This window comes from Paenibacillus sp. S28 (genome assembly GCF_016624415.1).
Taxonomy (GTDB): domain Bacteria; phylum Bacillota; class Bacilli; order Paenibacillales; family Paenibacillaceae; genus Paenibacillus_AQ; species Paenibacillus_AQ favisporus.
In genome coordinates this window covers 1-26,493 of the sequence record NZ_JACVTM010000021.1, presented here as the reverse complement: position 1 = coordinate 26,493, position 26,493 = coordinate 1, and the positions used below count along the sequence as shown (strand labels likewise).

23 protein-coding genes are annotated in these 26,493 nt (G+C 55.8%); 13 read left to right on the top strand and 10 right to left on the bottom strand.

Features of this window, described 5'->3' with window-relative positions; genetic code table 11:
* Nucleotides 1–281: 281 nt before the first annotated feature.
* Nucleotides 282–1,349, bottom strand: coding sequence for a type 2 isopentenyl-diphosphate Delta-isomerase (fni, locus tag IAE55_RS30060; protein ID WP_234489974.1), 1,068 nt, complete (start codon nt 1,347–1,349; stop codon nt 282–284).
* 422 nt (nt 1,350–1,771) lie between these two features.
* Between fni and IAE55_RS30055 the strand changes: the two genes are divergently transcribed.
* Together IAE55_RS30055 and IAE55_RS30050 are read left to right on the top strand one after the other, a co-directional pair.
* On the top strand, nt 1,772–3,121 hold the full coding sequence (locus IAE55_RS30055) for an Nramp family divalent metal transporter (RefSeq protein WP_200634683.1): 1,350 nt from the start codon (nt 1,772–1,774) through the stop codon (nt 3,119–3,121).
* 193 nt (nt 3,122–3,314) lie between these two features.
* Nucleotides 3,315–4,844, top strand: coding sequence for a phospholipase D family protein (locus IAE55_RS30050; RefSeq protein ID WP_200634682.1), 1,530 nt, complete (start codon nt 3,315–3,317; stop codon nt 4,842–4,844).
* 223 nt (nt 4,845–5,067) lie between these two features.
* On the opposite strand, the gene IAE55_RS30045 is transcribed toward IAE55_RS30050, so the two are convergent.
* Nucleotides 5,068–5,895: an ABC transporter ATP-binding protein gene (locus IAE55_RS30045; protein WP_076174732.1), complete on the bottom strand. Its 828-nt coding sequence runs from the start codon at nt 5,893–5,895 to the stop codon at nt 5,068–5,070.
* Between the two features lie 172 nt (nt 5,896–6,067).
* Nucleotides 6,068–7,573 carry a cardiolipin synthase gene (gene cls, locus IAE55_RS30040; protein WP_076174735.1) on the bottom strand — a complete coding sequence of 502 codons (1,506 nt, stop codon included), beginning with the start codon at nt 7,571–7,573 and terminating at the stop codon, nt 6,068–6,070.
* A 238-nt stretch (nt 7,574–7,811) separates the two neighbouring features.
* Here cls and IAE55_RS30035 point away from each other — a divergent pair, with 238 nt between their 5' ends.
* From IAE55_RS30035 to IAE55_RS30010, 6 genes are all read left to right on the top strand, one after another.
* Nucleotides 7,812–8,393 (top strand): TetR/AcrR family transcriptional regulator, encoded by a 582-nt coding sequence (locus IAE55_RS30035; RefSeq protein ID WP_200634681.1) that lies wholly within the window; start codon nt 7,812–7,814, stop codon nt 8,391–8,393.
* A gap of 40 nt (nt 8,394–8,433) precedes the next feature.
* The gene (locus tag IAE55_RS30030) at nt 8,434–8,781 is read left to right on the top strand and encodes a DMT family transporter (RefSeq protein ID WP_076174740.1); all 348 of its coding nucleotides are present in this window, start codon (nt 8,434–8,436) and stop codon (nt 8,779–8,781) included.
* Nucleotides 8,781–9,095, top strand: a complete 315-nt coding sequence (locus tag IAE55_RS30025) for a DMT family transporter (RefSeq protein WP_076174742.1) — start codon at nt 8,781–8,783, stop codon at nt 9,093–9,095. Before IAE55_RS30030 ends, IAE55_RS30025 begins: the two co-directional genes overlap by 1 nt.
* An 86-nt stretch (nt 9,096–9,181) precedes the next feature.
* Complete coding sequence (locus IAE55_RS30020) at nt 9,182–9,628, top strand: carboxymuconolactone decarboxylase family protein (protein ID WP_200634680.1); 447 nt, start codon at nt 9,182–9,184, stop codon at nt 9,626–9,628.
* A gap of 215 nt (nt 9,629–9,843) precedes the next feature.
* Complete coding sequence (locus tag IAE55_RS30015; protein ID WP_200634679.1) at nt 9,844–10,767, top strand: TetR/AcrR family transcriptional regulator; 924 nt, start codon at nt 9,844–9,846, stop codon at nt 10,765–10,767.
* 44 nt (nt 10,768–10,811) lie between these two features.
* Nucleotides 10,812–14,024: an efflux RND transporter permease subunit gene (locus tag IAE55_RS30010; protein ID WP_200634678.1), complete on the top strand. Its 3,213-nt coding sequence runs from the start codon at nt 10,812–10,814 to the stop codon at nt 14,022–14,024.
* Nucleotides 14,025–14,170: 146 nt separating this feature from the next.
* Here IAE55_RS30010 and mobA read toward each other — a convergent pair whose 3' ends face one another.
* Nucleotides 14,171–14,827 carry a molybdenum cofactor guanylyltransferase gene (gene mobA / locus IAE55_RS30005; protein WP_145162856.1) on the bottom strand — a complete coding sequence of 219 codons (657 nt, stop codon included), beginning with the start codon at nt 14,825–14,827 and terminating at the stop codon, nt 14,171–14,173.
* Between the two features lie 259 nt (nt 14,828–15,086).
* On the opposite strand from mobA, the gene IAE55_RS30000 reads away from it, so the two are divergent.
* The gene (locus IAE55_RS30000) at nt 15,087–16,325 is read left to right on the top strand and encodes an MFS transporter (RefSeq protein WP_105444886.1); all 1,239 of its coding nucleotides are present in this window, start codon (nt 15,087–15,089) and stop codon (nt 16,323–16,325) included.
* Between the two features lie 170 nt (nt 16,326–16,495).
* Here IAE55_RS30000 and IAE55_RS29995 read toward each other — a convergent pair whose 3' ends face one another.
* On the bottom strand, nt 16,496–18,184 hold the full coding sequence (locus IAE55_RS29995) for a glutamine--tRNA ligase/YqeY domain fusion protein (protein WP_186382056.1): 1,689 nt from the start codon (nt 18,182–18,184) through the stop codon (nt 16,496–16,498).
* Between the two features lie 268 nt (nt 18,185–18,452).
* Here IAE55_RS29995 and IAE55_RS29990 point away from each other — a divergent pair, with 268 nt between their 5' ends.
* The 3 genes from IAE55_RS29990 (at nt 18,453) to IAE55_RS29980 (ending at nt 19,483) form a co-directional block, all read left to right on the top strand.
* Entirely contained in the window at nt 18,453–18,707 is a 255-nt protein-coding gene (locus IAE55_RS29990) for a DUF2164 domain-containing protein (protein ID WP_145162852.1), read from the top strand.
* Between the two features lie 93 nt (nt 18,708–18,800).
* The gene (locus IAE55_RS29985) at nt 18,801–19,349 is read left to right on the top strand and encodes a GNAT family N-acetyltransferase (protein ID WP_089550478.1); all 549 of its coding nucleotides are present in this window, start codon (nt 18,801–18,803) and stop codon (nt 19,347–19,349) included.
* The gene (locus tag IAE55_RS29980) at nt 19,331–19,483 is read left to right on the top strand and encodes a hypothetical protein (RefSeq protein ID WP_186382055.1); all 153 of its coding nucleotides are present in this window, start codon (nt 19,331–19,333) and stop codon (nt 19,481–19,483) included. Before IAE55_RS29985 ends, IAE55_RS29980 begins: the two co-directional genes overlap by 19 nt.
* A 36-nt stretch (nt 19,484–19,519) precedes the next feature.
* Here IAE55_RS29980 and IAE55_RS29975 read toward each other — a convergent pair whose 3' ends face one another.
* The 5 genes from IAE55_RS29975 to IAE55_RS29955 all read right to left on the bottom strand — a co-directional run bounded on the left by IAE55_RS29975 (nt 19,520) and on the right by IAE55_RS29955 (nt 25,367).
* Entirely contained in the window at nt 19,520–20,179 is a 660-nt protein-coding gene (locus IAE55_RS29975) for an MOSC domain-containing protein (RefSeq protein WP_200634677.1), read from the bottom strand.
* Between the two features lie 90 nt (nt 20,180–20,269).
* The gene (locus IAE55_RS29970; RefSeq protein WP_076174766.1) at nt 20,270–21,055 is read right to left on the bottom strand and encodes an SDR family oxidoreductase; all 786 of its coding nucleotides are present in this window, start codon (nt 21,053–21,055) and stop codon (nt 20,270–20,272) included.
* A 237-nt stretch (nt 21,056–21,292) separates the two neighbouring features.
* The gene (locus IAE55_RS29965; RefSeq protein ID WP_200634676.1) at nt 21,293–21,796 is read right to left on the bottom strand and encodes a GNAT family N-acetyltransferase; all 504 of its coding nucleotides are present in this window, start codon (nt 21,794–21,796) and stop codon (nt 21,293–21,295) included.
* Between the two features lie 63 nt (nt 21,797–21,859).
* The gene (locus IAE55_RS29960) at nt 21,860–23,086 is read right to left on the bottom strand and encodes an MFS transporter (RefSeq protein ID WP_105444891.1); all 1,227 of its coding nucleotides are present in this window, start codon (nt 23,084–23,086) and stop codon (nt 21,860–21,862) included.
* Between the two features lie 214 nt (nt 23,087–23,300).
* On the bottom strand, nt 23,301–25,367 hold the full coding sequence (locus IAE55_RS29955) for a molybdopterin-containing oxidoreductase family protein (protein WP_145162846.1): 2,067 nt from the start codon (nt 25,365–25,367) through the stop codon (nt 23,301–23,303).
* A 331-nt stretch (nt 25,368–25,698) separates the two neighbouring features.
* On the opposite strand from IAE55_RS29955, the gene IAE55_RS29950 reads away from it, so the two are divergent.
* The gene (locus tag IAE55_RS29950) at nt 25,699–26,346 is read left to right on the top strand and encodes an SDR family oxidoreductase (RefSeq protein WP_145162844.1); all 648 of its coding nucleotides are present in this window, start codon (nt 25,699–25,701) and stop codon (nt 26,344–26,346) included.
* Nucleotides 26,347–26,493: the final 147 nt, after the last annotated feature.

Sequence of the window (26,493 nt, the reverse complement as noted above, 5' to 3'; positions counted from 1 at the left end):
TTCCCCTTTACATCAAATTCAACAACCTTCATGTCCTAAAGGCGAACATTTCACGTTATTTGTACTCTTAATATAAGGGCAGGCAGAAACGAAGGCAAAACTTTTTTTGGTAAATATTATATAAATTTTTTGGATCTATGACCCAACGGAATGCGGCAACACCCATAAGGGCAGCAAAAAAGGCCTAATTTCCGATGAGGAAAATGGGCCTTTGGTTGATTGTTTGCTTTTTGCCATCATCCAGCTGCCTGCGGCCTGGGGACTGCGGTCCGCCGCCCAGGTTACGGCCGGGTCCGCACCAGCCGGCGCGTACCCTTCAGCGCGGCGACGTCCGCCGCGCCAATGCCGAACATCGCGGTGCGCAGCTCGAATTCGACCTGCGCCAGCGCCTCGTCCAGCGCCTGCTCGGACGAGACGGCCGGGCCGAGCAGGCTGCGGCCAAAGCCCGCGAGATCGGCGCCGAGCGCCAGCGCCTTGGCGGCGTCCACGCCGCCCTGCAGCCCGCCGCTGCCGATCAGCCCTCCGTGCGGGGATACCGCCCGCACCTCGGCAATGCATTCCGCGGTCGGGATGCCCCAGCCCGCGAACGCCTCCGCCGCCCGGCGCCTAACCACGTCCCGGCTGCGGAACTTCTCGACCTGGCTCCACGAAGTCCCGCCGGCGCCGGCCACATCGACGAAGGCCGCGCCCGCGTCGTACAGCCGCGCCGCCGTGTCCCCGTCGATGCCCCAGCCGACCTCCTTGACGCCGACCGGCACGTCCAGCCGGCGGCACACCTCTCCGATCCGGGACAGCAGGCCGCTGAAATTCGTGTTCCCCTCCGGCTGGAACACCTCCTGCAGGCCGTTCAGGTGCAGCACAAGCATGTCCGCTCCGGCGATATCGACGGCCCTTTGGCACTGCTCCACGCCGAAGCCGTAGTTCAGCTGGACCGCGCCCAGGTTCGCGATCACCGGGATCGTCGGCGCATGCGCGCGCACATGGAAGGTCGGCGCGAGCTCCTCCTTCTCCACCGCCGCGCGGACCGAGCCGACCCCGAGAGCCCAGCCGCGCCGCTCGGCGACGGCAGCCAGGCGAGCGTTAATCGCCCCAGTCGCATCGCTTCCGCCCGTCATGGAGCTGATCAGGAGCGGCGTCCGGAGCGTCCGCCCGAGGAAGGAGGCTTCGAGGGAAATCTCCTCGAAGCCGATCTCCGGCAGCGCACAGTGGCGAAAGCGGTACTGCTCCAGGCCGGAGGTTACGCCACTGCCCACATCTTCGTTCAAGCACAGGCGCACGTGCTCGATTTTTCTTTCCCCTGTAGGTATTTCGGGCAGCAAAGACCCGCTTTCCGCTTCGTTTCCGTTCATCTGATGCGCCCCTTTCATGGATATGCTGCAAACCTTGATTCACTTCGTGACCCGCTCGTCACCGCACGATTCTCTAAAGAAAGTATTATACCACAGAACCTCTGGTAAATTCGCCAACTTGCCTCAAACCGAGCCGACCTTCCATCCTGTACATCCCGATGATTACGCCGTGCCTCTCTTCTCCCACGACCCGGTTCACACATCGCAGTGTAATGCTGGCTGCTCACACAGGCACATATCACAGCAGCGAGCCATAAATGCTTTGCAGGTTGTTCGGCCGAAGCGTTAGCTTAGGAGCCCACAAAGTTTCCTTGGGGAAAATTTTTGAAGTACATGCAACCGCCCAGGTGCTTTCCAATAGGATGTGATAGCCGTTTAGACTCGATTTGAATCGAAAGAATGTTGTGAAAGGAGTGCTGCCCATGAACGCAAGTGAGGAGAGCCGACTGGCCGCCGCCGGAAGCGGCTGGCGCAAAGGAGGCGGTCCGCCAAGCCTGCCCGAGGTCCATAAATCGATGAAGGTTCCCTTGAAGGGCAGCTTCTTCCGCAAAATGCTCGCCTTCGCGGGTCCCGGATACCTCGTCGCCGTCGGATACATGGATCCCGGCAACTGGGCCTCCGATTTGGCCGGCGGCGCCATGTTCAACTACTCGCTGCTGTCGGTCATCATGATTTCGAACCTCATGGCGATTCTACTCCAGTCCCTGTCCGCCCGCCTTGGCATTGCTACGGGAAGGGACTTGGCCCAGGCCTGCCGCGATCATTACAGCAAGCCCGTCAGCGTTGGGCTCTGGATATTATGCGAGCTGGCGATTGCGGCCTGCGATCTGGCCGAAATCATCGGCTCAGCCATCGCGCTGCAGCTGCTGTTCGGCCTGCCGCTGCTGGCCGGTGTCCTCATTACATCTGTGGACGTCCTTCTGGTGCTGCTGCTGCAAAACAAAGGATTTCGGCATATCGAAATTTTGGTCATTTCGTTTATCGCTGTTATCATCATGTGTTTCGGGGTCGAATTGTTCCTGTCCAAGCCGGAGATGGGCGCGGTCATGGCCGGATTCGTTCCAACGGCAGACATCGTGCAGAACCCGGAAATGCTGTACATCGCCCTGGCCATGCTCGGCGCGACCGTCATGCCCCACAACCTGTACCTGCACTCCTCGATCGTGCAGACCCGGCGGTACGATGAGTCCATCGCCGGCAAGAAATCGGCCATCCGTTTCGCAACCGCGGATTCCACCGTGGCGCTCACCATCGCCCTGTTCGTCAATGCGGCCATTCTGATCCTTGCGGCGTCTGCCTTTTATTCAACGGGGCATACTGAAGTAGCGGAGATTCAAGACGCCTACCAGCTGCTTACTCCGCTGCTCGGCACAGGTGCGGCCAGCGTTCTGTTCGCCGTCGCGCTGCTCGCTTCCGGCCAAAACTCGACGCTGACGGGAACCCTCGCAGGCCAGATCGTTATGGAAGGCTTTATGAACATCCGCCTGAAGCCATGGATCCGCCGTCTGATTACGCGCCTGATCGCTATCGTTCCCGCCGTGATCGTGATCGGAATTTACGGGGAAGGCTCCACCGGCCAGCTGCTGATTTTCAGCCAGGTCATCCTTTCGCTGCAGCTGTCCTTTGCCGTGTTCCCGCTCGTCAAATTCACATCCGATCCCGTTAAGATGGGACCTTTTATCGCCCCGCGCTGGGTGCGGATACTGGCATGGATCGTAGCAGCCGTCATCGCAGCGCTGAACATCTATTTGCTGTATGGCACGTTTTTCTAGGCTACCGAGGGTCACCATGCCCTTTTCCCATATGATGACAACGTTCCGCTGCTTCAAACAGGCCCTTTCGACGTTAATAGTTGGTTAGACCGCTGTACCAAGCAAGGCAGGGTTCCAAACCGTGGGGCATTCCCTCAGAGAACCCTGCCGTTTAACCCGGCTGCAGTGGACAAGCAAAGGAGGCGATGACTCGATGACCCACCATATCCCATCTCAGCACGCACCTGAACCGTACCATTCGCGTACGGCCAGCTGGCAGCCGCAGGGGAAAAGCCGTAAACGCCGGGTTCGGCGCTGGATTCTGGCTGCGGCCTGCTTGCTCATCCTTTGGCTCGCCGGGGTCATCGTTTATCAGACACACAAGCCGCTTCCTCCCGGCATTTCCTACGAGAGCCCGCTCTACCATGTCGATCAAGTCCGCTTCTATCGCGACTTGACTTACCCTGATAACCAAGGGCAGGTCATCCATGAGCCCCAGATTACGAATCGGATCATGCAGATTGTCGATGAATCCAGGGAGTTTCTTGTCATTGATCTGTTCCTGTTTAACGATTACAAGCATAAAGGGCAGAAGTTTCCGACCGTCAGCAAGGACTTGGCGGACAAGCTCATAGCGCATAAAAAGCAGTATCCCCAGATGCAGATCGTCTTTATTACGGACCAGATCAATACGAATTACGGCTCCGCCCCCAACCCCCTGCTCGAAGCGATGAAGGCTGCGGGCATCCAGGTCGTCGTGACCGATGTGGATCCGCTGCGGGATTCGAACCCGATCTATTCCGCCGTGTGGCGGACGTTTATCCAGTGGTTCGGCCAGTCGGGCAACGGATGGATTCCGAATCTGATGGCCAACGACGGGCCCAAGGTCACCGCAAGGTCGTATTTAAAAATGCTGAACGTTAAGGCCAACCACCGCAAGGTTGTGGTCAGCGAGAAGACCGCTCTGGTCTCTTCCGGTAACGTGCATGATGCCAGCGCTTACCACTCCAATATTGCCTTTGAGGTGCAAGGCCCGATTATCGGCGATATCCTGAAAGGCGAGCAGGCCGCGGCCCGGCTGTCCGGAGACTACCGGCTCCCGGTTTATACCCCTGCCTCCGAGGACGCTAAGAAATCATCCCAAGGGAAAATAGCCGTCCGCTATCTGACCGAAGGCAAAATCGACAAGTATACGCTGCTGGAGATCAACCAGGCGCCGCAAGGGTCCACCCTGTGGATGGGCATGTTCTATCTGGCCGATGAAAAGGTGATGAGCGCCCTGCTGGATGCCGCCGACCGCGGCGTTAACATCCGGCTGCTGCTTGACCCCAATCAGAACGCTTTTGGTCAGGACAAAATCGGCATCCCGAACCGTCCGGTAGCGAAAGAGCTCACCAAGCGTTCCGATGGCCGTATCGCCATCCGCTGGTACAACACGACCGAGGAACAGTATCATACGAAGCTGATGTACATCTCCAATCCTTCAGGCAGCTCCGTGATCATGGGCGGCTCAACCAATCTCACGCCGCGGAACCTGGACAATTACAATCTGGAGAACGACCTCTGGATATCCGTTCCACACGGCGATGCGCTGGACCGGCAGATGGCCGGCTATTTTGACCGGCTCTGGAACAACCGGGACGGGCACTACAGTCTGGACCTGAGCGCGTATCAGGAAAAGTCCACCTGGTTCAAGGACTTTCTGTTCCGGGTGCAGAAGCTGCTTGGATTTACGACCTTCTGATCTGTCACCAAGTGCCGATGCTTTCACGGATGTCCTCAATTCTCCCGGTTTGGACCTAGGCCTTATCAGCACAGTCATTTCATCCGGATGGATCCACCGATATTGGCCATTATTGATCATATAACGCAAAAAAGGCGCCTTCTGTAATGCAGAAGCGCCTTCTGTTATATGTTCCATCTCGTTATTACAATTCAAGTGAATTCCTGCTCGCGGAACGGATTCACTAAGCTTCGCAGACCGCCGACAGCTTGCACCGGTCTCCGCACAAGCGGCCTTTGCCGTGCGGCACGCACATCGGCGTTCCGAAGATCGGATCCTCCGCAATCATGCAGTCCATGCAGAATACTTCCTTGACCATCTGCGGCGTCAGCACGTCTTCCGGTGCACCGGCACAATAGACGCCCTGGTTCTTCACGGCAATCATATGATCGGCGTAACGGCAGGCCAGGTTCAGGTCATGAAGCACCATCACGATCGTCCGTCCCTGCTCACGGTTCAGCTCATACAGCAGATCCAGCACCTCGATCTGATGGCTCAAATCCAGGTACGTCGTCGGCTCGTCAAGCAGAATCAGGTCGGTGTTTTGCGCCAGCGTCATGGCAATCCAGGCCCGCTGCCGCTGTCCGCCGGACAGGGAGTCGACCGCGCGGTCGGCCAAATCGGTGAGGCGCGTCATTTCCAGCGCTTCGTTCACCAGACGCTCATCCTCCGCACTCCACTGCTTCAGCCACGATTGGTGCGGATAACGCCCCTGCTTCACCAGCTGAAGCACGGTCAGCCCCTCCGGAGCCGTCGGTCCCTGCGGCAGAATTGCCATATTCCGGGCAACTTCCTTGGTCGACGTCCGATGGATTTCCTTGCCGTCGAGCAGAACCGATCCGCTCTTCGGACGCAAAAGACGCGCCATGGAACGAAGCAGCGTGGATTTGCCGCACCCGTTGCTGCCGATCAGAACCGTAACTTTGCCTTCGGGAATGTCCAAATGCAGGTCTTTAATAATATCGGTATCGCCGTACCCCAGCGTCAGTGCTTCCGTTTGCAAAAGCGTCATCTTTCCCGTAACCCCCAATTCTGCCTATCCTATGATTTAAAACTGCCTAATAACGTCCGTCCACAATAATGAGAATCATTATCACAAATATAATCGGCGGCCGCGTGAATGTCAACCACTCACGGGCCGCCCAAAGAAGCTTTTTCGCCTACCTCGTACCACCGCAAAGCCGCTACAGCAAAGGGGATAGCAGCCTCGCGAGCGACTCCATAAAGCGTTCCGGTATTTTTTTCTTATTAAATTTATCGGGAATGATTTGCTTCGTATATACCAAATCCCGTTCAAAGTCCGACACGATCCGCTGCACACTCTCGGTCTGCACCAGCAGCGCGTTCACTTCAAAATTCAAATGGAAGCTTCGCATGTCCATATTGGCGGTTCCGATCGTCGCCACCTCGCCGTCAATGATCAGCAGCTTGGAATGCAGGAACCCTTTTTCGTATTCGTAAATTTTGACGCCCACGTCGAGCAGCGAAGGAAAATACGAATGGGAAGCCAGGAACGGCAGCCACTTATCCGGCTTGGACGGAAAAAGGATGCGTACGTCGAGCCCCGACATCGCGGCCACGCGCAAGGACGTCAGGATATCGTCGTCCGGGATAAAATAAGGCGTCGCCAGCCAGACCGATTTCTGCGCCGAGGTGATCATCGAGAAAAAAATATTTTTGAGCGTACGCCGGTCGTTGTCCGGTCCGCTCGGGATAATCTGCACGGCGCCGCCGCTGCTTTCCGCCAGCTCGGGAGACAGATATTCGGCGTCCAGCACCTTTTCCCCGGTCATATAGAGCCAGTCCTGCAGGAAAATAATTTGCAGCGTCCGCACCGCCTCGCCCCTGACGCGCATATGGGTGTCTCTCCAGAAGCCGTATGCCGCATTGCGGCTCAGGTACTCGTCCCCGACGTTCAGCCCGCCGATAAAGCCAACCTTGCCGTCGATCACGACGATTTTGCGGTGGTTGCGGAAGTTGACCCGGGAGAGAAAAAACGCCTTGGAGCTTCCGTACGCGACGACCTGAACCCCGGCTTCCTGCATGGCCCGAAGGAACGATTTGGGCAGCTGCATGCTTCCCCAGGCATCGTACATAAAACGGACCTGCACGCCGGCTTTGGCCTTTTCAATTAAAATCTGCTGAATCCTTGTTCCGATATGATCGGCGCGGTAAATGTAGTATTCCATATGAATATGATGCCTGGCCTTCTCAAGCTCCTTCAGCAGGGTGGAGAACGTTTCCTGCCCGTTGGTCAGCACTTTGGTATCGCTGGAGAAGGAAATCGGAGTCCGCGCCAGCCGCTGCGAGAGATGCAGCAGCTGCTGCTGCATGGGATTAAAGGAAGATAGATCCGGATGGAACCGCGCACCATTCTCCTCCAGCCGGTCATATGTTCTGAGATCCTGCTCGGCTTTTTTATCGAACTTGCGACGTTTGAAGTAGTTTTGCCCGAAGAGCAGATAAAAGAACAGACCCACCACCGGCATCAGGGCGAGCAGCAGAATCCAGGCCATCGTCGAGGACGGGTTGCGGTTCTCCATAAAAATCATGAACCCGAGCGACACGACGGTAAGCGTGGAAAATATACTGACAATGGTTCCCGCGGTTTTGCCGAACACGCCGAAACCAAAATAGTAAAACGCAAATAATATCGCGGCAATGATAAAGATTTGTATTCCCCGTCTCATATGTTACCTCTCTTAAGTATCATTAAAAAACATGCATATCCATGGTCATCGTCCAAACCCATAAGGTATATTTTACATGAACAAGTTCAAAGTTCCTACGAATTTTTATCGAATGGACAAGCCCGCCTGAAATTTCCGTGCATGCCTGATGTTAGAATGCCCATCTTCTTGACATTGGCTGCATTGTGTGAAAAAATATCACCTAACGACCGTTAGGTAGTCAATAGGAGTCGATGATATGAACGCCAAAAACACCCTGCTCGAAGCTGCATTATCGCATTTTGCCAAGGATGGATATGAAGGAGCGTCCCTGCAAAAAATAGCCGAGGAAGTCGGCATCAAAAAGCCATCCATCTACGCGCATTTCAAAGGGAAGGATGAGCTGTTCCTGCAAACGCTGAAGGGCGCCCTCGATGAGGAAGGGACCCGTATTATCCGCCGCTATATCAGCCTGAAAGACCAGCCGCTCGAGCAGCGGCTCAAAGGACTGCTGGAGTATCTCCAGGAGGAGTACACCCGGAGCAGCAAAACCAAGTTTGTGCTGCGCATGGCCTACTTTCCGCCTTCCTCGCTGCATGATCAGGTCATGGAACTGGTCTTTCCGTTTCTGGATTCGATGGAAAAGCGGATGATTCGCGTCATGCGCCACCACGCTTCCGCCGGCCACCTCCCGGTTAAGGATCCGGACGGTGCAGCCGTCGCCTATATGACGCTGATTGACGGGGTCCTTATCGAAATGGTGTGCGGCGGGCTGGAGGGATCGCAGCGAAGACTGACGGCATCATGGCCCGTATACTGGGCGGGCATTCATCATATTTGACGCAAGTGGCATCCTAACGGACAAATAAAGGAGGATCATCATGAACCGCCACTGGCTTTCTGTTATTATCGGGGGCGTTGTGGAAGTGCTGTGGGTGTCCGGCCTGAAGCACTCGGACAATGCGCTTGAATGGATTCTCACTGTCATCGCCATCATCGCGAGCTTCATTCTCATTATTAACGCTTCGAACCATCTGCCGGTCGGGACGGTGTACGCGGTGTTTACCGGCCTGGGAACGGCCGGCACCGTCGTTGCCGAGATGCTGTTCTTCGGCGAACCGTTCCGATGGTCCAAGTCGCTGCTCATTCTCGTTCTTCTCGCCGGAGTGATCGGCCTTAAGCTGGTCACTGACAAAGACGGCAAGGGACAAAAGGAGGCGAATCACTGATGGCTTGGATTGCAATCGTCATCGCCGGCCTGTGCGAAATGTTCGGCGTCATCGGGATCAAGGGCGTCACGCAAAAGAAAGGGCTGCCGGCATATGTCATGCTGATCCTGTCCTTTATCGTCAGCTTCTCCCTGCTGTCCTACGCCATGAACTCGATTCCGATGGGAACGGCGTACGCCGTCTGGACCGGCATCGGTACGGTCGGCAGCACGCTGGCCGGCATGTTTCTGTTCGGCGAGCCCAAGGAATGGCGGCGAATTCTGTTTATTGCGATGATTTTGGCCTCAGCGGTAGGTTTGAAGCTGATCTCATAATTTTTTTGCTTTTTTATGGATTGATGTCACAAATTCCGTCCCTGATTAGTCTTCTTAGTGAATGAACCTAAAGGAGGCTGTTATCGATGAAAATCAGATTGAATTACAGGGACGCCAATATGCCGGCTTTTAAAGCGATGCTTGCTTTTGAGCAGTTTGCCCACGGCAGCTCGATCGACAAGGTTCTCTACGAGCTGATCAAGATCCGGGTGTCGCAAATTAACGGATGCGCGTTTTGCCTGGATATGCACAGCAAGGACCTGCTCAAGCTGGGAGATTACCAGGAGCAGCTGACGCTGGTATGCGTATGGCGGGAAGCTCCCGTATTCACCGAGCAGCAGCGTGCTGCGCTGGAGCTTGCGGAATACGTGACGAAAATTTCCGAGGCGGGCGTCCCGGAAGAAGTGTTCGGCAGGGTCAGGGAACATTTTGACGAGAAGGAAATCGTCGACCTGCTGATGGCGATCAACGCCATTAACTGCTGGAACCGTTTAGCCATTTCGACCGGCATGTTCCCGGGCTGTATGGGTTAAGAGAACCGCCTATCAAAACCGTCACAATTTCGCCATATTCATTCTCTATAAATATGGAGCCCAACCGGCACCTTCCTGCGTATTACAACCAGGAAGGTGCCTTTTTTTGTAAATGGCGCCGGGTTGTTTGAAAACCACCTTCGCTTTGTAATATAATCGTTCTGACTAGGCGGTCAATTTGAGAACCGAAGTGTCAGAAAGGGGTGAAGGTGCATTTGTCTGAGAAATTGGCGGACAAGAAAAAACAGATTCTGAAAACCGCCCTGCAGCTGTTTTCCACAAAGGGAATTTCGGCTACCTCCATGCAGGAAATCGCGGAATACTGCGGCATGTCCAAAGGCAGCTTGTATCTGCATTTCAAATCCAAGGAGGATCTGGAGAGCAGCATCTATCTGTATTGTGAGGGCCTGATCCGGGACAGCGTCATGCAGGTGGAACAGGAACACCTTCTGACTCCCAAAGAACAGCTGCGGAAACAGCTGGAAGTCGTGCTGAATCTGCTCGTGGAGCTCCGCGAGTTCCTGGTGGTGCAAATTCAGGATCACCATGCTTCGGGAAAAAAGCCTCCGTCCCACAAACATTTGCGTGAAAAGCAAATCATCGGCATCCAGTGGTTTAAAAACAAGCTCGAGCAAATTTATGGGGATGACGTGTATCCTTACACGCTGGACCTTACCATGTTTGTGGTGGGCCTTCTCGACGGATATATCCGGACGCTGTTTATTCCGGGTCTGCCGCTGAACATCCGGCGGGTTGCCGACCATATCGTGTACTTGCTGGACGAAGTCGTCGGCGGCATGGTCCGGTCACAGCGGGATCCGCTTATTTCCCCCGGGATATGGACCGAGTGGACGGAGAAGCTGAAGGACCGGTCCGGCGGAAGCCTGCGGCATCCGCTAATCATTACCAAGCAGATGCGGGATCTGTTGAAGGACAAGCTGCCGGAAGGACCAGAGCGTGATCTGGCCCAAGAGTCGATCGACATCATCGATAAGGAGTTTCGGGACATCGAACCGCGCAAAGCGATCCTGGCCGGCATGATCGCCAACCTGGAGAGCGTGCCCGAGCTTGGTTCCTTAAGCCGCGAACTGAAGGAAATCTGCAAGCTGTACGTGTTTTCAAGAACCGACCGTACCTGAAGCGTGAGCAAGAGATATAAAGGAGAGGAGCAGAAACCTGCGAAATGAAGAGCATTATTAATTTTTCGTTGAACAATAAATTCGCCATCTGGATCCTGACGGTCATCGTCGCCGCCGCCGGTTTGTACAGCGGGCTGGTGATGAAGCAGGAGACGATTCCGAACATCAACATCCCGTTTCTTAGCGTGACCGCCGTTTACCCGGGCGCAGCGCCGGAAGGCGTCGTGCAGGATATTACGATCCCGCTGGAGCAGCGGCTGCAGAACGTGGACGGGGTCAAGAACGTCTCCTCTACGTCTATGGAGAACGCAGCCAACATCGCCATGGAATTCGACTACGGCACGGACCTCGATCAGGCCACCGCAGCTGTCCGGGAAGCGCTCAACGAAGTGACGCTGCCTGACGGCGCCCAGAAGCCGACGATCTCCAAGTTCAGCCTGAGCTCGTTTCCGGTCGTATCCCTCAGCGCGTCCGACAGCTCAAGCGATCTTGAGGGTCTGACCAAGAACATTGAGGATGAAGTCGTGCCTGAACTGGAGAAAATTCCAGGCGTCGCTTCCGTCTCCGTCTCCGGACAATACGTGAAAGACGTCCAGCTGACATTTAATAAGGAGAAAATGGCTCAGCTCGGCCTGACCGAAGATACCGTCAAGGGCATCGTTCAAGGCTCCTCCGTACGGGTTCCGCTCGGTCTGTTCAATCTGGAGCAGTCCTCCAAAGCGGTTGTCGTGGATGGCAACATCACAACGCTCGATGATTTGAAAAAACTGACGATTCCGGTTACGCCGGGAGCGGGCAGCGCACAAGGACAGAGCGGCACTGCCGGGGCAGCCGGTCAAGGTACCGGTGGCGCGGGCGCTGCTGCTGGTGCAGGCGCAGGCAGCGCAGCCGGTGCTGGGGCAGGCAATGCTGCAGCTTCCGTTCAAGGCGGCCAGGCCGGCGTTCCAACCGGCATTCCGACGGTGAAGCTCAGCGATATCGCCGACATCAAGGTCGTCGGCAGCGCGGAGTCGGTGTCCCGCACGAACGGCAAGGCCTCGATCGGCCTGCAAATCGTCAAGGACAATGACGCCAACACGGTGGACGTAGTCAATGCCGTGAAGGACAAAGCCAAAGACCTTGAAGGCCAGTTCAAGGGCATGGAGCTTACGGTGCTGCTCGACCAGGGCAAACCGATCGAAGACTCCGTGTCGACGATGCTGGATAAAGCGGTCTTCGGCGCGCTCTTCGCCGTTATCATCATCCTGATCTTCCTGCGGAACATTCGCTCCACGATCATCTCGATCCTGTCGATTCCGCTGTCGCTGCTGATCGCCCTGCTGATTCTGTGGCGGCTCGATATTACGCTCAACATGATGACGCTCGGCGCGATGACCGTCGCGATCGGCCGCGTCGTCGACGACTCCATCGTCGTCATCGAGAACATTTACCGCCGCTTGACCAGCAGCGGCGAGAAGCTGCGCGGACGCGAACTTATCCGCGAAGCGACGCGCGAAATGTTCGTTCCGATCATGTCCTCGACGATCGTAACGATTGCGGTCTTCCTGCCGCTGGCGTTCGTCACCGGCATGGTCGGCGAGCTGTTCCTGCCGTTTGCGCTCACGATGGTCTTCGCCCTGCTGGCTTCCCTGCTCGTGGCGATCACGCTCGTGCCGATGCTGGCCCACAGCCTGTTCAAGAAGGGCATCAAGTCCTCCAAGCAGCATGACCACGACAAGCCGGGCCGGATGGCCCGCGGCTATCAGCGGATTCTGAACTGGGCCTTGTCCCACAAGCTGATCACATTCGGCTCAGCGGTTATTCTGCTCGTGGCAAGCTTCTTCCTGACCCCGCTGATCGGCACCAGCTTCCTGCCGGACCAGGAAGACAAATACATCATGGTGACCTACTCGCCTGAACCTGGCGCTCAGCTGGAAACCGTAGAGAAGCGGGCCCTTGAAGCCGAGAAATACATTTTGAGCCAGCCGAACATCGACAAGATGCAGTACTCCGTCGGCGGCAGCGGCAATCCGCTGGCTGGAGGATCTTCGTCCAATTCGGGTCTGTTCTATGTAGAGTACAACAAAGATACGAAAGACTTTGAGAACGTGAAGAAAAACCTCGTGGAAGGTCTGAAGAAACAAGTATCCACCGGAGAATGGAGCTTGATGGACATGTCCGGCGGCATGGGCGGAAGCTCGCTCAGCGTCAGCGTCTACGGCAACAGTCTGGATGATATCAAGCCGGTCTCCGAGCAAATCCTGAAGCTGGTGCAGGCAGACAAGGATAATTTTGAAAAAGCGAAAACAAGCCTGACCAAAGCTTATGACCAATACACGATCGTGGCGGATCAGCAAAAGCTCAGCTCGATGGGCTTGACGGCCGGTCAAATCGCCATGAAGCTGAGCCCGGTCCGCGAACGTCCGGTGCTGACCGAAGTGACGGTCGACAACAAAGACTACAAGGTTTATATCGAAACCGACAACAAGGAATACAAGAGCATCAACGATATTGCCAACGAAACGGTTCAATCGCCGCTTGGCATGAACGTTCCGATCAAAGACGTCGCCAAAGTGGAAAAAGGCACATCGCCGGATACGATCACCCGCAACGACGGCAAAATGGTCGTGGACGTGACGGCCAACATCGTCACCTCCAACGTCGGCAAAGCTTCTTCGGACCTGCAGAAGGAAATCGACAAGATCGATTTACCGGACGGCGTCGAAGTTAAATTCGGCGGCACCACCCAGCAGATCAACGATACGTTCACCCAGCTCGGCCTGGCCATGGCTGCGGCGATCGCCATCGTCTACTTCGTGCTCGTCGTAACCTTCGGCGGCGGCCTGGCGCCGTTTGCGATCCTGTTCTCCCTGCCGTTTACGATCATTGGCGGACTTGTCGGCCTCTGGATCGGCGGAGAGACGCTGAACGTATCAGCCCTGATGGGCGCCCTGATGCTGATCGGTATCGTCGTAACCAACGCGATCGTTCTGATCGACCGGGTCATTCACAAGGAACGCGAAGGCTTGTCGACGCGCGAAGCACTGCTGGAAGCCGGAGCCACCCGTCTCCGTCCGATTCTGATGACGGCGCTCGCCACCATCGGTGCCCTGCTGCCGCTCGTATCGGGACTGGAGAACAGTGCCGGCATCATCTCCAGAGGTCTCGGCATCACGGTTATCGGCGGTTTGGTCAGCTCCACGCTGCTGACGCTGGTTATCGTGCCGGTTGTGTACGAGTTCCTGATGAAATTCCGGAAACCGAAAGTAGAGGATTAATATCTTCAAATAAAAAGGACGTGCTTCTCTCCCTAACGGGAAAGGGCACGTCCTTTTTCTATAGAGTTTAGGCTTGCCGACGAAACCTAACCTACTAACCTATGCATAAAATCGGAATATACAGACAACTTAACAAAAATCCTCTCTCAAGAAAGACCTGTCATGGCACGCTTATAGTCTGAAGGCTCATTCATGTTATAGAAGGCTTTGTCCGCACCAGGCCCAAGCTCCTGGATGAGCTCTTCCTCGGAGACATAGCACACCTTCAGCTGCTCCAGCCACCCGGTCAGACGCAGCCGGCCGGAAGACAAGCACGTCTCCAGGGACGGCAGAACACTGCGATGGTAGGCAGCCAGCAGCGGCTGAATGCGCCCCCCCGATACCGGGACGATGGCCTGGAGTCCGCTTTTATCATCACCCATAACCGCCACCGCTTCTTCTGCCTTCTGTGCCAGAAAACGAAAAACCTCTTCCGTCACAAACGGCATATCACAAGCCGTGACGATGCTCCAAGGCGTGGCGGCAGCATGCAGTCCGGCATGCAATCCCGACAGCGGTCCCTGTCCCGGATAACGGTCATGCACCACATCTTTGCCCAGGAACGCATATTTTTCGTCGTCATTAGCCGAAATGATGATATTTGAAGCAGACGGCGACATCAAGCGGACGATCCGCTCGATTACCGTTTCGCCGTTCACGCTCAGCAGTGCCTTATCGGTCCCCATCCGGCTGGATTGACCCCCGGCCAGCAAAATTCCTGTGACCTTGAACATCGTTCGTCTCATCCCTCTCGTTACAAGCATGAACAGGCAATCCAGGTCCTATTTTTCATACATTTAAAGTAGCTCCAAATAAATTATGGGATAATTCTCAAAAGTTGGTTTGTATCCCTTTTCAACTAATGATAAAGTGGGATTGGCAGTCTTTAAAACGCCGCTTTCGATATGGAATGAACGGAAGAATTTCTAACTTTGCGCATAGAAGCGGGTCATCAGAAGATTACAATGCGGAACTTCAGTTCAACCTATATATTAGCAAACGGCCGGAAAGGAATGTGCTAGCGTGCAGGAAAACGGAATCAAGCCGTCTTCGTTAACGTCGCTCAAGGCGTTCAACTTTTTAATTTACGGCACCATGGTGATTTTCACCAGCTATTTTCAATTATACCTGCAGGATGCGGGAATGAACAAACTGGAAATCGGCAGCCTGATGGCACTGGGGCCGTTGATCTCCCTGCTGGCCAATCCGGTCTGGACGTTTGCCAGCGAACGCCTGCGGGACACCAAGCGCAGCCTGCTGCTCATGATGGCGGGCACCCTGCTGCTGACTCAATTTGTATTTCATGCCGATACGTTTACGATGATTTATGTGGCCATGATGCTCTTTTTCTTCTTTCAAAGCCCGATGTTTGCGCAGAGCAACACGCTGATTCTCGGCTATATTCCGGATCAGCCGCACCGGTTCGGCGCGTTCCGGATGTGGGGCTCTATAGGCTGGGCGGTGACGGCTGTGGCGGCCGGCCTCTTCCTCGACCGGATCGGAATCTCCCGCCTTTCCTTCGTGTTTACGGGAATCCTTGTCCTGGCGATCGTGTCCGTCCTGCTCCTGCCTCCGCTCAAGCGGACCTCCGAAACGCCGCCGATGCGTCTTCGGGGCTTTGGCAGATTTGCGGTGAACCGTTATTTTATCGCTTTTATCGTTCTGGGGGTGGCTGTCTCCGTCCCTACCTTTATGAATAATACGTTCATGTCGCTCTACATCACGGAACTGGGAGGATCAAAAACGGTAGTGGGACTTGCCGTCTTCCTGTCGTCCATTCTGGAGATGGGCGTGCTGATTCTGTTCAATCGTTATCTAAGGCGTAAATTGTCCACGCTCGTGGGCTGCCTTTCCCTTGTGAGCCTTCTGTTTGTCCTTCGCTGGCAGCTGATGGCGAACGCCACGAGCCCGGTCGAAATCGCCGTCATCCAGATCCTTCACAGCATCACCTTCGGCGGCTTCTTCTTTGTCGGAACCCAGGTGGTGCGCCTGCTGACGCCGGCCCCATTCCGCGGACCCGCTCAGGCGCTCTACACGCTCACTTGGAGCGGCATCTCCGGCATGCTCGGCAGCCTGGCCGGCGGCTGGCTGTTCCAGAACTTCGGCGGGGCTGCCATGTACAAAATTTGCGTGATGCTGGCACTGATCGGCGCGGCCGGCTTCGGCATTATGTGGTACTGGATTCGCGTTCAGCATCATACCCAGGCAGGGGCTGCCGGAACTGTGACCGGGCCTGCCGATGATGACGATTCACCGCTCTAAAGAAGCTGGACTCGATTGGCCGGGCCAAAGCTTGACAAAAGCGAGACAGAGCAAGCTAAACATAAACAAAAAGCCAGCCGCTGGATGATTGCATCTGCGGCTGGCTTTTCTATATGTCATTCGAACGTTGCAGGTCTTCTCATAGGTTCTTGTGCCGAGACGATTCCGCCTTATTTCGGCAGTTGAAACGAGCTCTTCAGGGAGACGACCAGGTTAAATACCGGTTGTCCGGGCGCAGAATACTTCGAATCCACGTTAAAATATCCGTGCCGGAAAAACTGGAACTTGTCCTGCGGCTTGGCATTCTTCATGTCCGCTTCCACAAAGCCGTGCAGCACTTCGAGGGAGTTCGGATTGATTTGGTCCAGGAAGCTTTTCTCTGCCGTTTCGGCTTCGTTCTCCTCGGCTGGGGCATCCGTCTCTTCCGCTTTGATCAGCGGCTCATACAGACGGAACTCGGCCGGTACGGCATGGGAAGCTTCGACCCAGTGGATGGTTCCCTTGACCTTGCGGCCGGTGAAGCCGGTGCCGCTCTTCGTCTCCGGATCATAGGTGCAGTGAATTTCCGTCACCTGGCCGTTCTCGTCCTTCACGAAGTCATGGCATTTAATGAAGTAGGCATTCTTCAGCCGGACCTCGTTGCCCGGGAACAAACGGAAATATTTGTTCGGCGGGTTCTCCATGAAGTCGTCCTGCTCGATGTAAATTTCGCGCGAGAATGGGATTTGCCGCGTGCCCATGTCCGGGTTCTCGGTATTGTTCTCCGCTTCGAGCCACTCCACCTGGCCTTCCGGATAGTTGGTGATGACCACTTTCAACGGCCGCAGCACCGCCATCGTGCGCGGAGCCTTCAGCTTGAGGTCCTCCCGGATAAAATGCTCCAGCATTTGCAGATCCACCAGGCCCTGGCTCTTCGAGATGCCGGTCTCGTACACGAAATTCCGGATTGCTTCCGGCGTGTAGCCGCGGCGGCGGAGTCCGGAAATCGTCGGCATGCGGGGATCGTCCCAGCCGTCGACGATCTTCTCGTCCACGAGCAGCTTCAGCTTCCGCTTGCTGGTCAGCGTCTGCGCCAGATTCAGGCGGCCGAATTCGTATTGATGCGGCGTGCTCTCCATCTCGCATTCCTGGATGACCCAATCATAGAACGGGCGCTGATCCTCAAACTCCAACGAGCAGAGGGAGTGCGTTACGCCTTCGATGGCGTCCTCCAGCGGATGGGCGAACGCATACATCGGGTAAATGCACCACTTGTCCCCCGTGTTGTGGTGCGTGGCATGGGCGATCCGGTAAATGACCGGATCCCGCAGGTTGATGTTCGGCGAGGCCATGTCGATCTTGGCCCGAAGCACCTTCTCCCCATCCTTGAACTCACCGTTGCGCATTTTCTCAAACAGCTCGAGGTTCTCCTCGGCGCTGCGGTCACGGTAAGGGCTGTTCTGGCCCGGTTCGGTCAGCGTGCCACGCGTCTCGCGGATTTGATCGGCTGTCTGATCGTCGACATACGCTTTGCCTTTTTTGATCAAGAGCACCGCACGGTTGTACATCTCATCGAAATAGTCCGAGGCATAACGCTTCTCTGCCCATTCGTATCCAAGCCATTTCACGTCTTCCTCAATGGATCTGACGAACTCCACGTCTTCCTTCAGCGGGTTCGTATCGTCAAAGCGCAGGTTCGTTGCGCCTTCGAATTCGCCGGCCAGCGCGAAATTGATCCAGATCGCCTTGGCATGCCCAATATGCAAATAGCCGTTCGGTTCCGGAGGAAAGCGGGTGACTACTTTCTGAACCTTGCCCGACTTCAGGTCTTCCGTTATGACATTTTTAATAAAATTGGAGGGAGTGCTTGGTTTCTCCACAGTTATCAACCTTTCATCCATAAAGTCTTCTTTATAGATAGACCTCGTCCATCTTATTCTCTGTATAAAGCTTGTTTCATATAAATATACCTGTAATGCCGGGAGAGTTCAATCATTCGCGCTCCTCTCCCCTTTTACGTGAACGCGAAGCCTTATACATCCTTCCCCAACCCAGGGACAAACATGAAAATTGGGGCTAATACCATTTTGACGCCAATTGAGGAATAAGGTAGCATGGAAATAAAAGCCGAAGGGGGCCTAAAGGCATATGCAATCGATGAAGCTGGCGAAGGAACAGCGGGACCAGGCGATTCAGCAGATCCAGCAGTTTTTTGAGAATGAACGCGGCGAAGCCATCGGTGAGCTGGCAGCGGACGGCGTGCTGGACTTCTTTATGACGCGCATCGCTCCGCATGTGTACAACCAGGCGCTGAGCGACTGCCGCCATGTGGTCAGCCAGAGAATGATATCCCTGGAAGACGATATATACGCATTGGAACAAAAGGTTAAAGCGTCCCGTTAAGTACGAGGGGAGAAGTGAAAACGCATGGTTGGTTACATTTATAAGCTGGCCGCCAATTTCGCCGATCTTGGGAAAAGAAAGAGGGATTCATTCATGTTTACATACGCACTTGACGACCAAATTGAGCTCCGGCCCCTGGCGCTGCAGCATGCACGCCCGCTGTTTCACTTGACCGACCGGTCACGTGACCGGCTGCGGGAATGGCTCCCCTGGGTGGATGCGATCCGGGAAGTGGAGCATACGGCCAATTTTGTGAAAAATGCCATTAAGCAGGGCGCCGAGAACGGCGGCATTTCCGCCGGCATTTGGGTAGACGATGAGATCGCCGGTCTGATCAGCTACCATCAGATCGACTGGAACAACCGCTCCGTCAGCATCGGCTACTGGCTGGGGAAGGAATTTGAAGGCAAAGGCATCATGACCAGCGCCTGCCGGACCTTTGTCGATTATGCCCTGATGGACATGGATCTCAACCGGGTCGAAATCCGCTGCGCAACGGGCAACCACCGCAGCCGCGCGATCCCCGAACGGCTGGGATTCGTTCTCGAGGGAATCGTCCGTGAAGCGGAGAAGCTGCCCCAAGGATACGTGAATCACGCGGTCTATGGGATGATACAAAGCGAATGGAAGCTGCTTCGGTAGCCCGTTTTGAAAACCCTTCCTCCAAGGCAGACAAAATGCCGCCGCTCCTGTCCAACGGACAGGGGACGGCGGCATTTTTGCCATACGATGAAGCGGTCATTCAGCGATGCGCAGACGTTCGGCAGCCTGGATAACTGGGCGGCCGGCGGTCTGGCCGCAGCATGTCCGGTTTAGGCCAGCCAGTTGCTGAACTGCTCCTTCACGGTCGAAGCAAGGGCTTCGACTTGGAGCATCCGGGCAATCTCTTCCCGGTCCGCCCGCTTGCGTCCCAGCGCCAGCTGGCGCAGAACCGCGGCTACCGTCACGCCGCCCGGGTAGGATTCACGCTTGACGATGGACGACTGACGGTCCAGCACCCCTTCCTGGAGTACGCGGAGATAAAATCCGCTGTACCCGGTATTCAGCACCCGCGCCGGGAAGTCGGTCACCCCGTGCTTGCTGGCGATTTTGAAGCAGGGAAATCTCGGCTGGGCGACCTGCATGACCGTCCCGCCGATTTCAAACGTATCGCCGATGCACACCTCTTCTTCCAGCAGCCCGGATACGGTCAAATTCTCGCCAAAGGCCGGGCATTCCATCGGAATCCCCAGCTCTCTCTCCCAATAAGCGTAATGCTCTACAGGATAGACGCAGACCGCCTTGTTCGGTCCGCCATGATTTATCATGTCGCCCTGGCCGTCCCCGTCCATCTGCGTGCGTCCGACGAACACTTCTCCTTCAATCGGGCGTTTATGTATGCCGGTTGTGAGCGGTTTGCCCATATACTCCACCGTGATCGGCTTGCCGACGTTCACCGATACGATCCGGTAAGCGGTATCCACCTGATTCATTGCGGCTTCCCTCCAAATTGATCATCTTGCTCCCATCATAGCATTTGGGGGTGTGCCGGTACAAAAGAATTACACGAGCTGGGATGGCCCTTAGAGGGCCTGTACCAGCCCGCCGTCAATGACAAGGGTTGTGCCGGTAATATAGGTATTGGCACCCGATAACAGGAATACGACGCCCTTGGCGAATTCCTCCGGCGTTCCGTACCGTCCGAGCGGAATTTCGCTCTGGGACTGCTCTGCGACCTCTTCCGCGCTAACACCCTTCGCTTTCGCATTCGATTCGTTCAGCTGGATGATCCGGTCGGTCTCGATCCGCCCCGGTGCCACCGTGTTCACCAAGATTCCGTACTGAGCCAGCTCCTGAGACAAAGACTTGCTCATGCCGGCTACGCCGTTGCGGAACGTATTCGACAGAATGAGCCCGGGAATCGGCTGCTTGATCGACGTCGACGTCAAATTGACGATATGCCCGCCCAGTCCCTTCATATGTGGAAGCACCTCACGGATCATTCGGACATAGCTGAGCAGGTTCAGCTGGAAAGCTTTATCCCAGTCTTCATCCGTCAGCGTTTCAAACGTTCCCGGAGACGGACCGCCTCCGTTATTGACCAATATATCGATGCGGCCGAACTTCTCGGCCGTATAACGCACCATCGCTTCCACTTCATGCGGAATCGTAATGTCCGCCGCGTAATATTCCACCACGCCGCTGCCGAGCTTCTGCAGCTCCTGCTGTACCGCCTCCAGCTTGCCGTCGCTGCGGCTGACCAGCATCACATCGGCTCCTTCTCGCACCAGTTCAGCGGCGATCGCTTTGCCCAGTCCTTGACTGGATGCAATGACAAGCGCCTTTTTACCCTCAAGATGAAGATCCATTCTCTTATGACCCCTCTTCTATAAATTCTGCTATACCCTTATAAACTGATCATTCGGGGATGAAACCATTCGGATTCTTGAATGCTGCTGATGACAAAGCGTTAATTATAGTATAAAAAGGAACCTTCACCTTGTGAAAGTCCCTTTTGTACCGTTTTATATCGGGCAGACTGACTAATTATGCACAAAAAATGTCATATTATGGTATTTTACAGGACGGATAGCCCCATAGCCCCATTAAGGACGCGCCAGAAAACAGCTCATCAATATATCATCGACATCGCGGCCGCCGATACAAAATTCCCGTTCCAGGCAGCCCTCCTGTATAAATCCACATTTGCGGTAAAATGCGATGGCTCCGGGGTTGGAAGACAGGACCCGCAGTCTCAGCTTTCTTTTTCCTTGCTCCTGCGCCCATTTCTTTCCCGCCTCGATCAGCCTCGACCCGATCCCCTCCTGCTGATAATCGGGATGAACCGCAATGTTAATTTCACAAACATGGCTGTTGCTGGAGAGGCCCGTAGCCGGACGAAATCCGATGTACCCGCACAATACGTTGTCCACCACGGCCACCAGCTGGGAACCCGGCGGGCAGTGACGCAGATAGTCCTCCCGGGAAGACCAGCGGACCGGTTCCGGAGCGGTCCACTCGTTCCACACGAGGGCGTCGATATCCATCAGCGCCAGGGCGTCCCTCATTTCCGAGAGGCGGATGGTCAAAACACGATGTTCGGATGGCATAACAGCTTCACCTCAATTGATAGTAAACTAGGACCAGGTTCAGGGGGGGTATTCGAGTCATCGTCAGCTTCCGAAGGATTCGGCCAGATCGATCTCCGCCTGCCGGTTGCGAACCGCGTGCGTCACAAAGAACACGACCGACAGCACCGCTACCCCAATCGCCAGCCAGGTCACCGGCATGATTCCTCCGTTATCATACAGTATTCCCATGACATAGGGCCCTGCCATTCTTCCGACGGCCCCCATTCCCCCGGTCAAACCGATATAGAACGGAGCCGCCTTATAGGCGTGATCGGAAATAAAAGCCGGGATGGCCGGCGAGATCAGCATCTCTCCGAGCGTCGCCAGGATCATAGCCATGACCATTCCCGGATAACTGTGCAGACCAGCAATGACAAGATAGGCCCCAAGGTAAAAGAGGCCGCTGGCCGTAATTTGGGCCGACGAGGTCCGTGCGAACCAGCGCTTGATCAGGCTTGTCAGCGGCTGGGCGACAAAAATGAGAATGCCGTTCATCGTCCACAGGAAGCCATAGGCCCGCTTCGGCATGCCCTCGGAGATAATGAACGGGGACACGCCTGTGTTCCAGATCGAGTTCCCCAGCCAGAGAAACAGGGAACCGATGCCGATGAACAGGTAAACCCTCGTATTGCAGAGCAGGGACCAGGTACCTTCGGCACGTTCGGGCTTGTCCTTTTTCTGCAGATGAACCGGCCCCTGCTCCTTATCGAGCCGGCTGAGATAATTCAGGAAAAACATCGCGAAAACCGCCGAGGTGACCCCGTTCAGAATAAAGGTCAGGTCATAGGACAGATCGGCAAGGAATCCGCTCAGTGCCGTCCCCAGGGCAACGCCGATGTTGTTGGCGACGTACACGACGTTAAACAGCTCGCCCCGCCGGTCGGCGAAGCGGTACCCGATGAACGCCTGGATCGCCGGCATGGACACGGCGTTGCAGAAGCCGATAAAGCCCATCAAAGCCATGTATAAATACCAATACGGGCTGATGAAAGGCAGGGCGAACAAACCAAGCGCATTGAGGCCAAGCGACCCGACGATGAGCCGCTTCACCCCGACCCGGTGGTACAGCGCTCCGCCGAGCAGCTGGCCGATGATGCCGCCCAGCGCCTGGACCATGATGACCAGGCCGGCGTCGGCCATCGAGTGGCCCAGCTCCTCAAACACGTACATGGTGGTGAGCGGCCACATCAGCGACCCGCCCGCCGAGTTGATCAGGCTGGCCGCCAAAAATATTTGAACTTCCCTTGGATAGGATTGCAGAAATTTCATGTTAGGAATCTCCTGTGCAGCGGTATGTGGTAAGGCCGGGCAGATGTCCGGCTTCTGAAACCGGCAGATAACGAACGAAAAAAAGAAAGCCCCTGGGGGCTCTCCGGCAGGTGTCCGCCAAGCGTAAAGCCGGCTGACACCTGTAGCAATTTTTCGTTATGTCTGCCGTCCCACATGACAGTATCTATCATATTGTGTCATCCCGCAATGACCTTCACTGACGCTTTACTTCGACAGTGGTTGAGAAGAACGTGGCTCCACCGCCCATGTCGGCCAGGCGGTCGGGCGTCAAGGCGTTGGCCCGCTGTCTGCGGCCGTCCTTTGCCCACCACAATCCCTGGCTTACGACAGTGCCGGGAAGCATTTTATCCGTGACCACAGCCTTCAGCTCATACTGTCCCCGCTCGTTGTATACGCAGACGGGATCCCCGTCGGTAATGCCGCGAGCAGCGGCGTCTTCCGGATGGATCTGCAGCACCGGCTCCTTTTCCAGCTTCTGATGCTTTTCCACATTGGCGAAGGTGGAGTTCAGGAAATTGTGGTTCGGCGGCGAAATGAACATGAGCGGGAAGCTCTCTCCTGCCGCAGGACGTCGCTCACCGTCATAGCCTTCCTTCAGCGGGACATACTCCGGCAGTGGCGGCAATCCTGCCTGCTTCATCGCTTCGGAATACAGCTCGATTTTGCCTGAAGGGGTCGGCAGCCGGTCCAAATAGTGCTGCTTCGGCGTCATGTCGAGCTTGACGAAGCGCCGCTCCTTCAGCGACTCCAAGGTTACTCCGTTCAGATAGGGATTGTCCGGATAATCCAGCGCCGCTTCGATCATCTGCTCCTCTGTCTGGGAGAAGGCTTCTTCATCAAAGCCCATCGCCCGGCCCAGCAGAGAGAACAGCTCCACGTTGCTCTTGCTCTCGCCCTGCGCGGGAATGACCGGCTCCTGGATCTGAACATATTGATGCCAGTATGAACCGAACAAATCTGTGCTCTCAAAGGAAGAGGTCGCCGGCAGAAGGATATCGGCGTATTTCGCCGTATCGGTCATAAACAGGTCATGCACGACCGTAAACAGGTCCTCCCGGGCAAATCCGGCCTGAACCCGTGCCGTATCCGGCGCGACGACGAGCGGGTTGCTGCAGTAGACAAGCAGCGCCTTGATCGGCTGCTCCGTCATGGCCAGCGCTTCCCCGATCCGGTTCATGTTGATGCTGCGCGCCTCCGGATTCGGCCGCAGATCCGGGCGTTCCAGCGCTTCGCTGTTCATCGCGTTATAGCCGCCGTTGGACTTGGCGGCACCTCCGCCCTGCTTCAGCCAGTGGCCGGTCAGCGCCGGCAGGCAGGCGATGCTGCGGATGTTCATGCCGCCGTTGTCATGATGCTGCAGCCCGTTGCCGATGTGGATGTAGGCGGCTTCCGCCTCGCCGTACATACGGGCCAGCTTCTCGATATCTTCCTCAGGAATGCCCGTAATTTGGGATACACGGGCCGGGGTGTACGCCTTCACATGCTCCCGCAGCTCCTCATGGCCGACAGTGTACTTGACCATAAAGTCATTGTCCGTCAGTCCGTCGCGGAACAGGATGTGCATCATGCCCAGTGCGAGCGCCGTATCCGTTCCGGGATACAGCGGAATAAACCAGTCGGCCCACTGGCCGGTGCGGTTGCGGTGCACGTCGATGACGACCACTTTGGCTCCGCGCTTGCGGGCTCTCTCCGCAATGACGACTTGGTGCATGTTCGTGCTGATGATGTTGCCGCCCCAGACCAGAATCAGGTCGGCGTATTCAGTATCCTCCGGCGTCGTCCCGCCGCCGAAGCCCATCGTATATTTCCAGCCGGCGCCGCCGGCGGAGTTGCATATCGTTTGGTCCAAACGGCTTGTACCCAGCGCATTGAGGAAACGCCGGTCCATGCCGTCGACGCTGAGAATGCCCATATTGCCGTAGAAGCTGTAGGGCAGTATCGCTTCGGAGCCATGCTCCGCAATAATATCCCGAAAGCGCTGAGTAATTTCTGTCACGGCTTCGTCCCAGGTAATCCGCTCAAAACGGCCTTCCCCTTTGGGCCCCGTACGCTTCATTGGGTACAACACCCGGTCCGGATGATAAACCCGCTCTGTCATGTTTCTTACCTTATTGCAGATCGCACCCTGAGTAATCGGGTGATCCGGGTTGCCGGTCACTTTGACGATTCTACCGTTCTCCTTGTGCAGCAGCAGGCCGCAGGTATCCGGGCAGTCCAGCGGGCACACCGCAGGAAAAACGCCGTTCTCTTGCTCGATCATCTCCCGCTCCATCTCCCTCTATATGAAGTCTGTATATGCTTGTATTTCTATCTTAAAGCGAGTCGGCAAAATCCGCAAAAGAAAAAATGAGGACTCCTGTTTCAACCCTATGGCCGCCGGGTATAAAAAGAACAGGAGCATAGAGTGGACGAACCGTGTTCGCCCTGCCTGCTATGCCATATATCATGGACCACTCCCAACCGAATTCGCCAGGTCGATGTTTCGTTCCCCCGGACGCCGACCTGGCGAATTTGTTTATTTTTGGAATCCTATCAAAACCTGTGTTCCCGCCCTGGACATCGGGGTAATGCATACGTAGAGGTGATCAACGATGACAACCGTTTTTGTGGCAGGCGCAAACGGGCAGACCGGGCGCAGAATCGTATCGAAGCTGGTTGAGGCAGGTTATGACGTGAGAGGGCTGGTCCGTAAAGAAGACTACCTCCGGGATCTGGAATCCGCAGGAGCCAAGGGTTACCTTGGAGACTTGTCGGGGGCTTTCTCTGACGGTATGAAAGGAGCGGACATCGTCGTCTGCGCCGCAGGGGCCGGCACCTCGGGTGATCCGGAGCATGTGGATCATGTCGGAACCGTTCGGCTCATTGAGCAGAGCGTGCTGGAGCAAATTCCGCGGTTTGTGCTGATCAGCTCTATGGGCACCAAGGATCCGGACGCCATGCCTTCTTTCCTGAAGCCCTTCCTGATGGCCAAACGCAAGGCCGAGACCATCCTGGAGGAAAGCGGACTGAACTATACGATTATCCGTCCGGGCGGGCTGACAAACGAGCCTGGCAAAGGCAAGGTGCATGCCGCTCCGGAGCTGCAGCGTCACGGCCGGGTATCCAGAGATGATGTGGCCGCAGCTGTTCTCGCGGCGCTGCAAATCCGGCAGACCCATAACCAGTCGTTCGACCTGCTTGAAGGCGATACTCCGGTGGAGGAAGCCTTGAAGAGATTAAACGGCAGCGTTCCGCAGTAACCTCCGTTTGTGGGATGCAGCAAGAACACGGTTATCCGTACTTCAACTCCGGGATCAGTCGGAGAAATAAGAAAAACGTCTATCGACGTACCTTCTAAGAAGACAGACCGCGTTTAAAGGAAGTTTTTCTTGCAATATCAGGAAGCC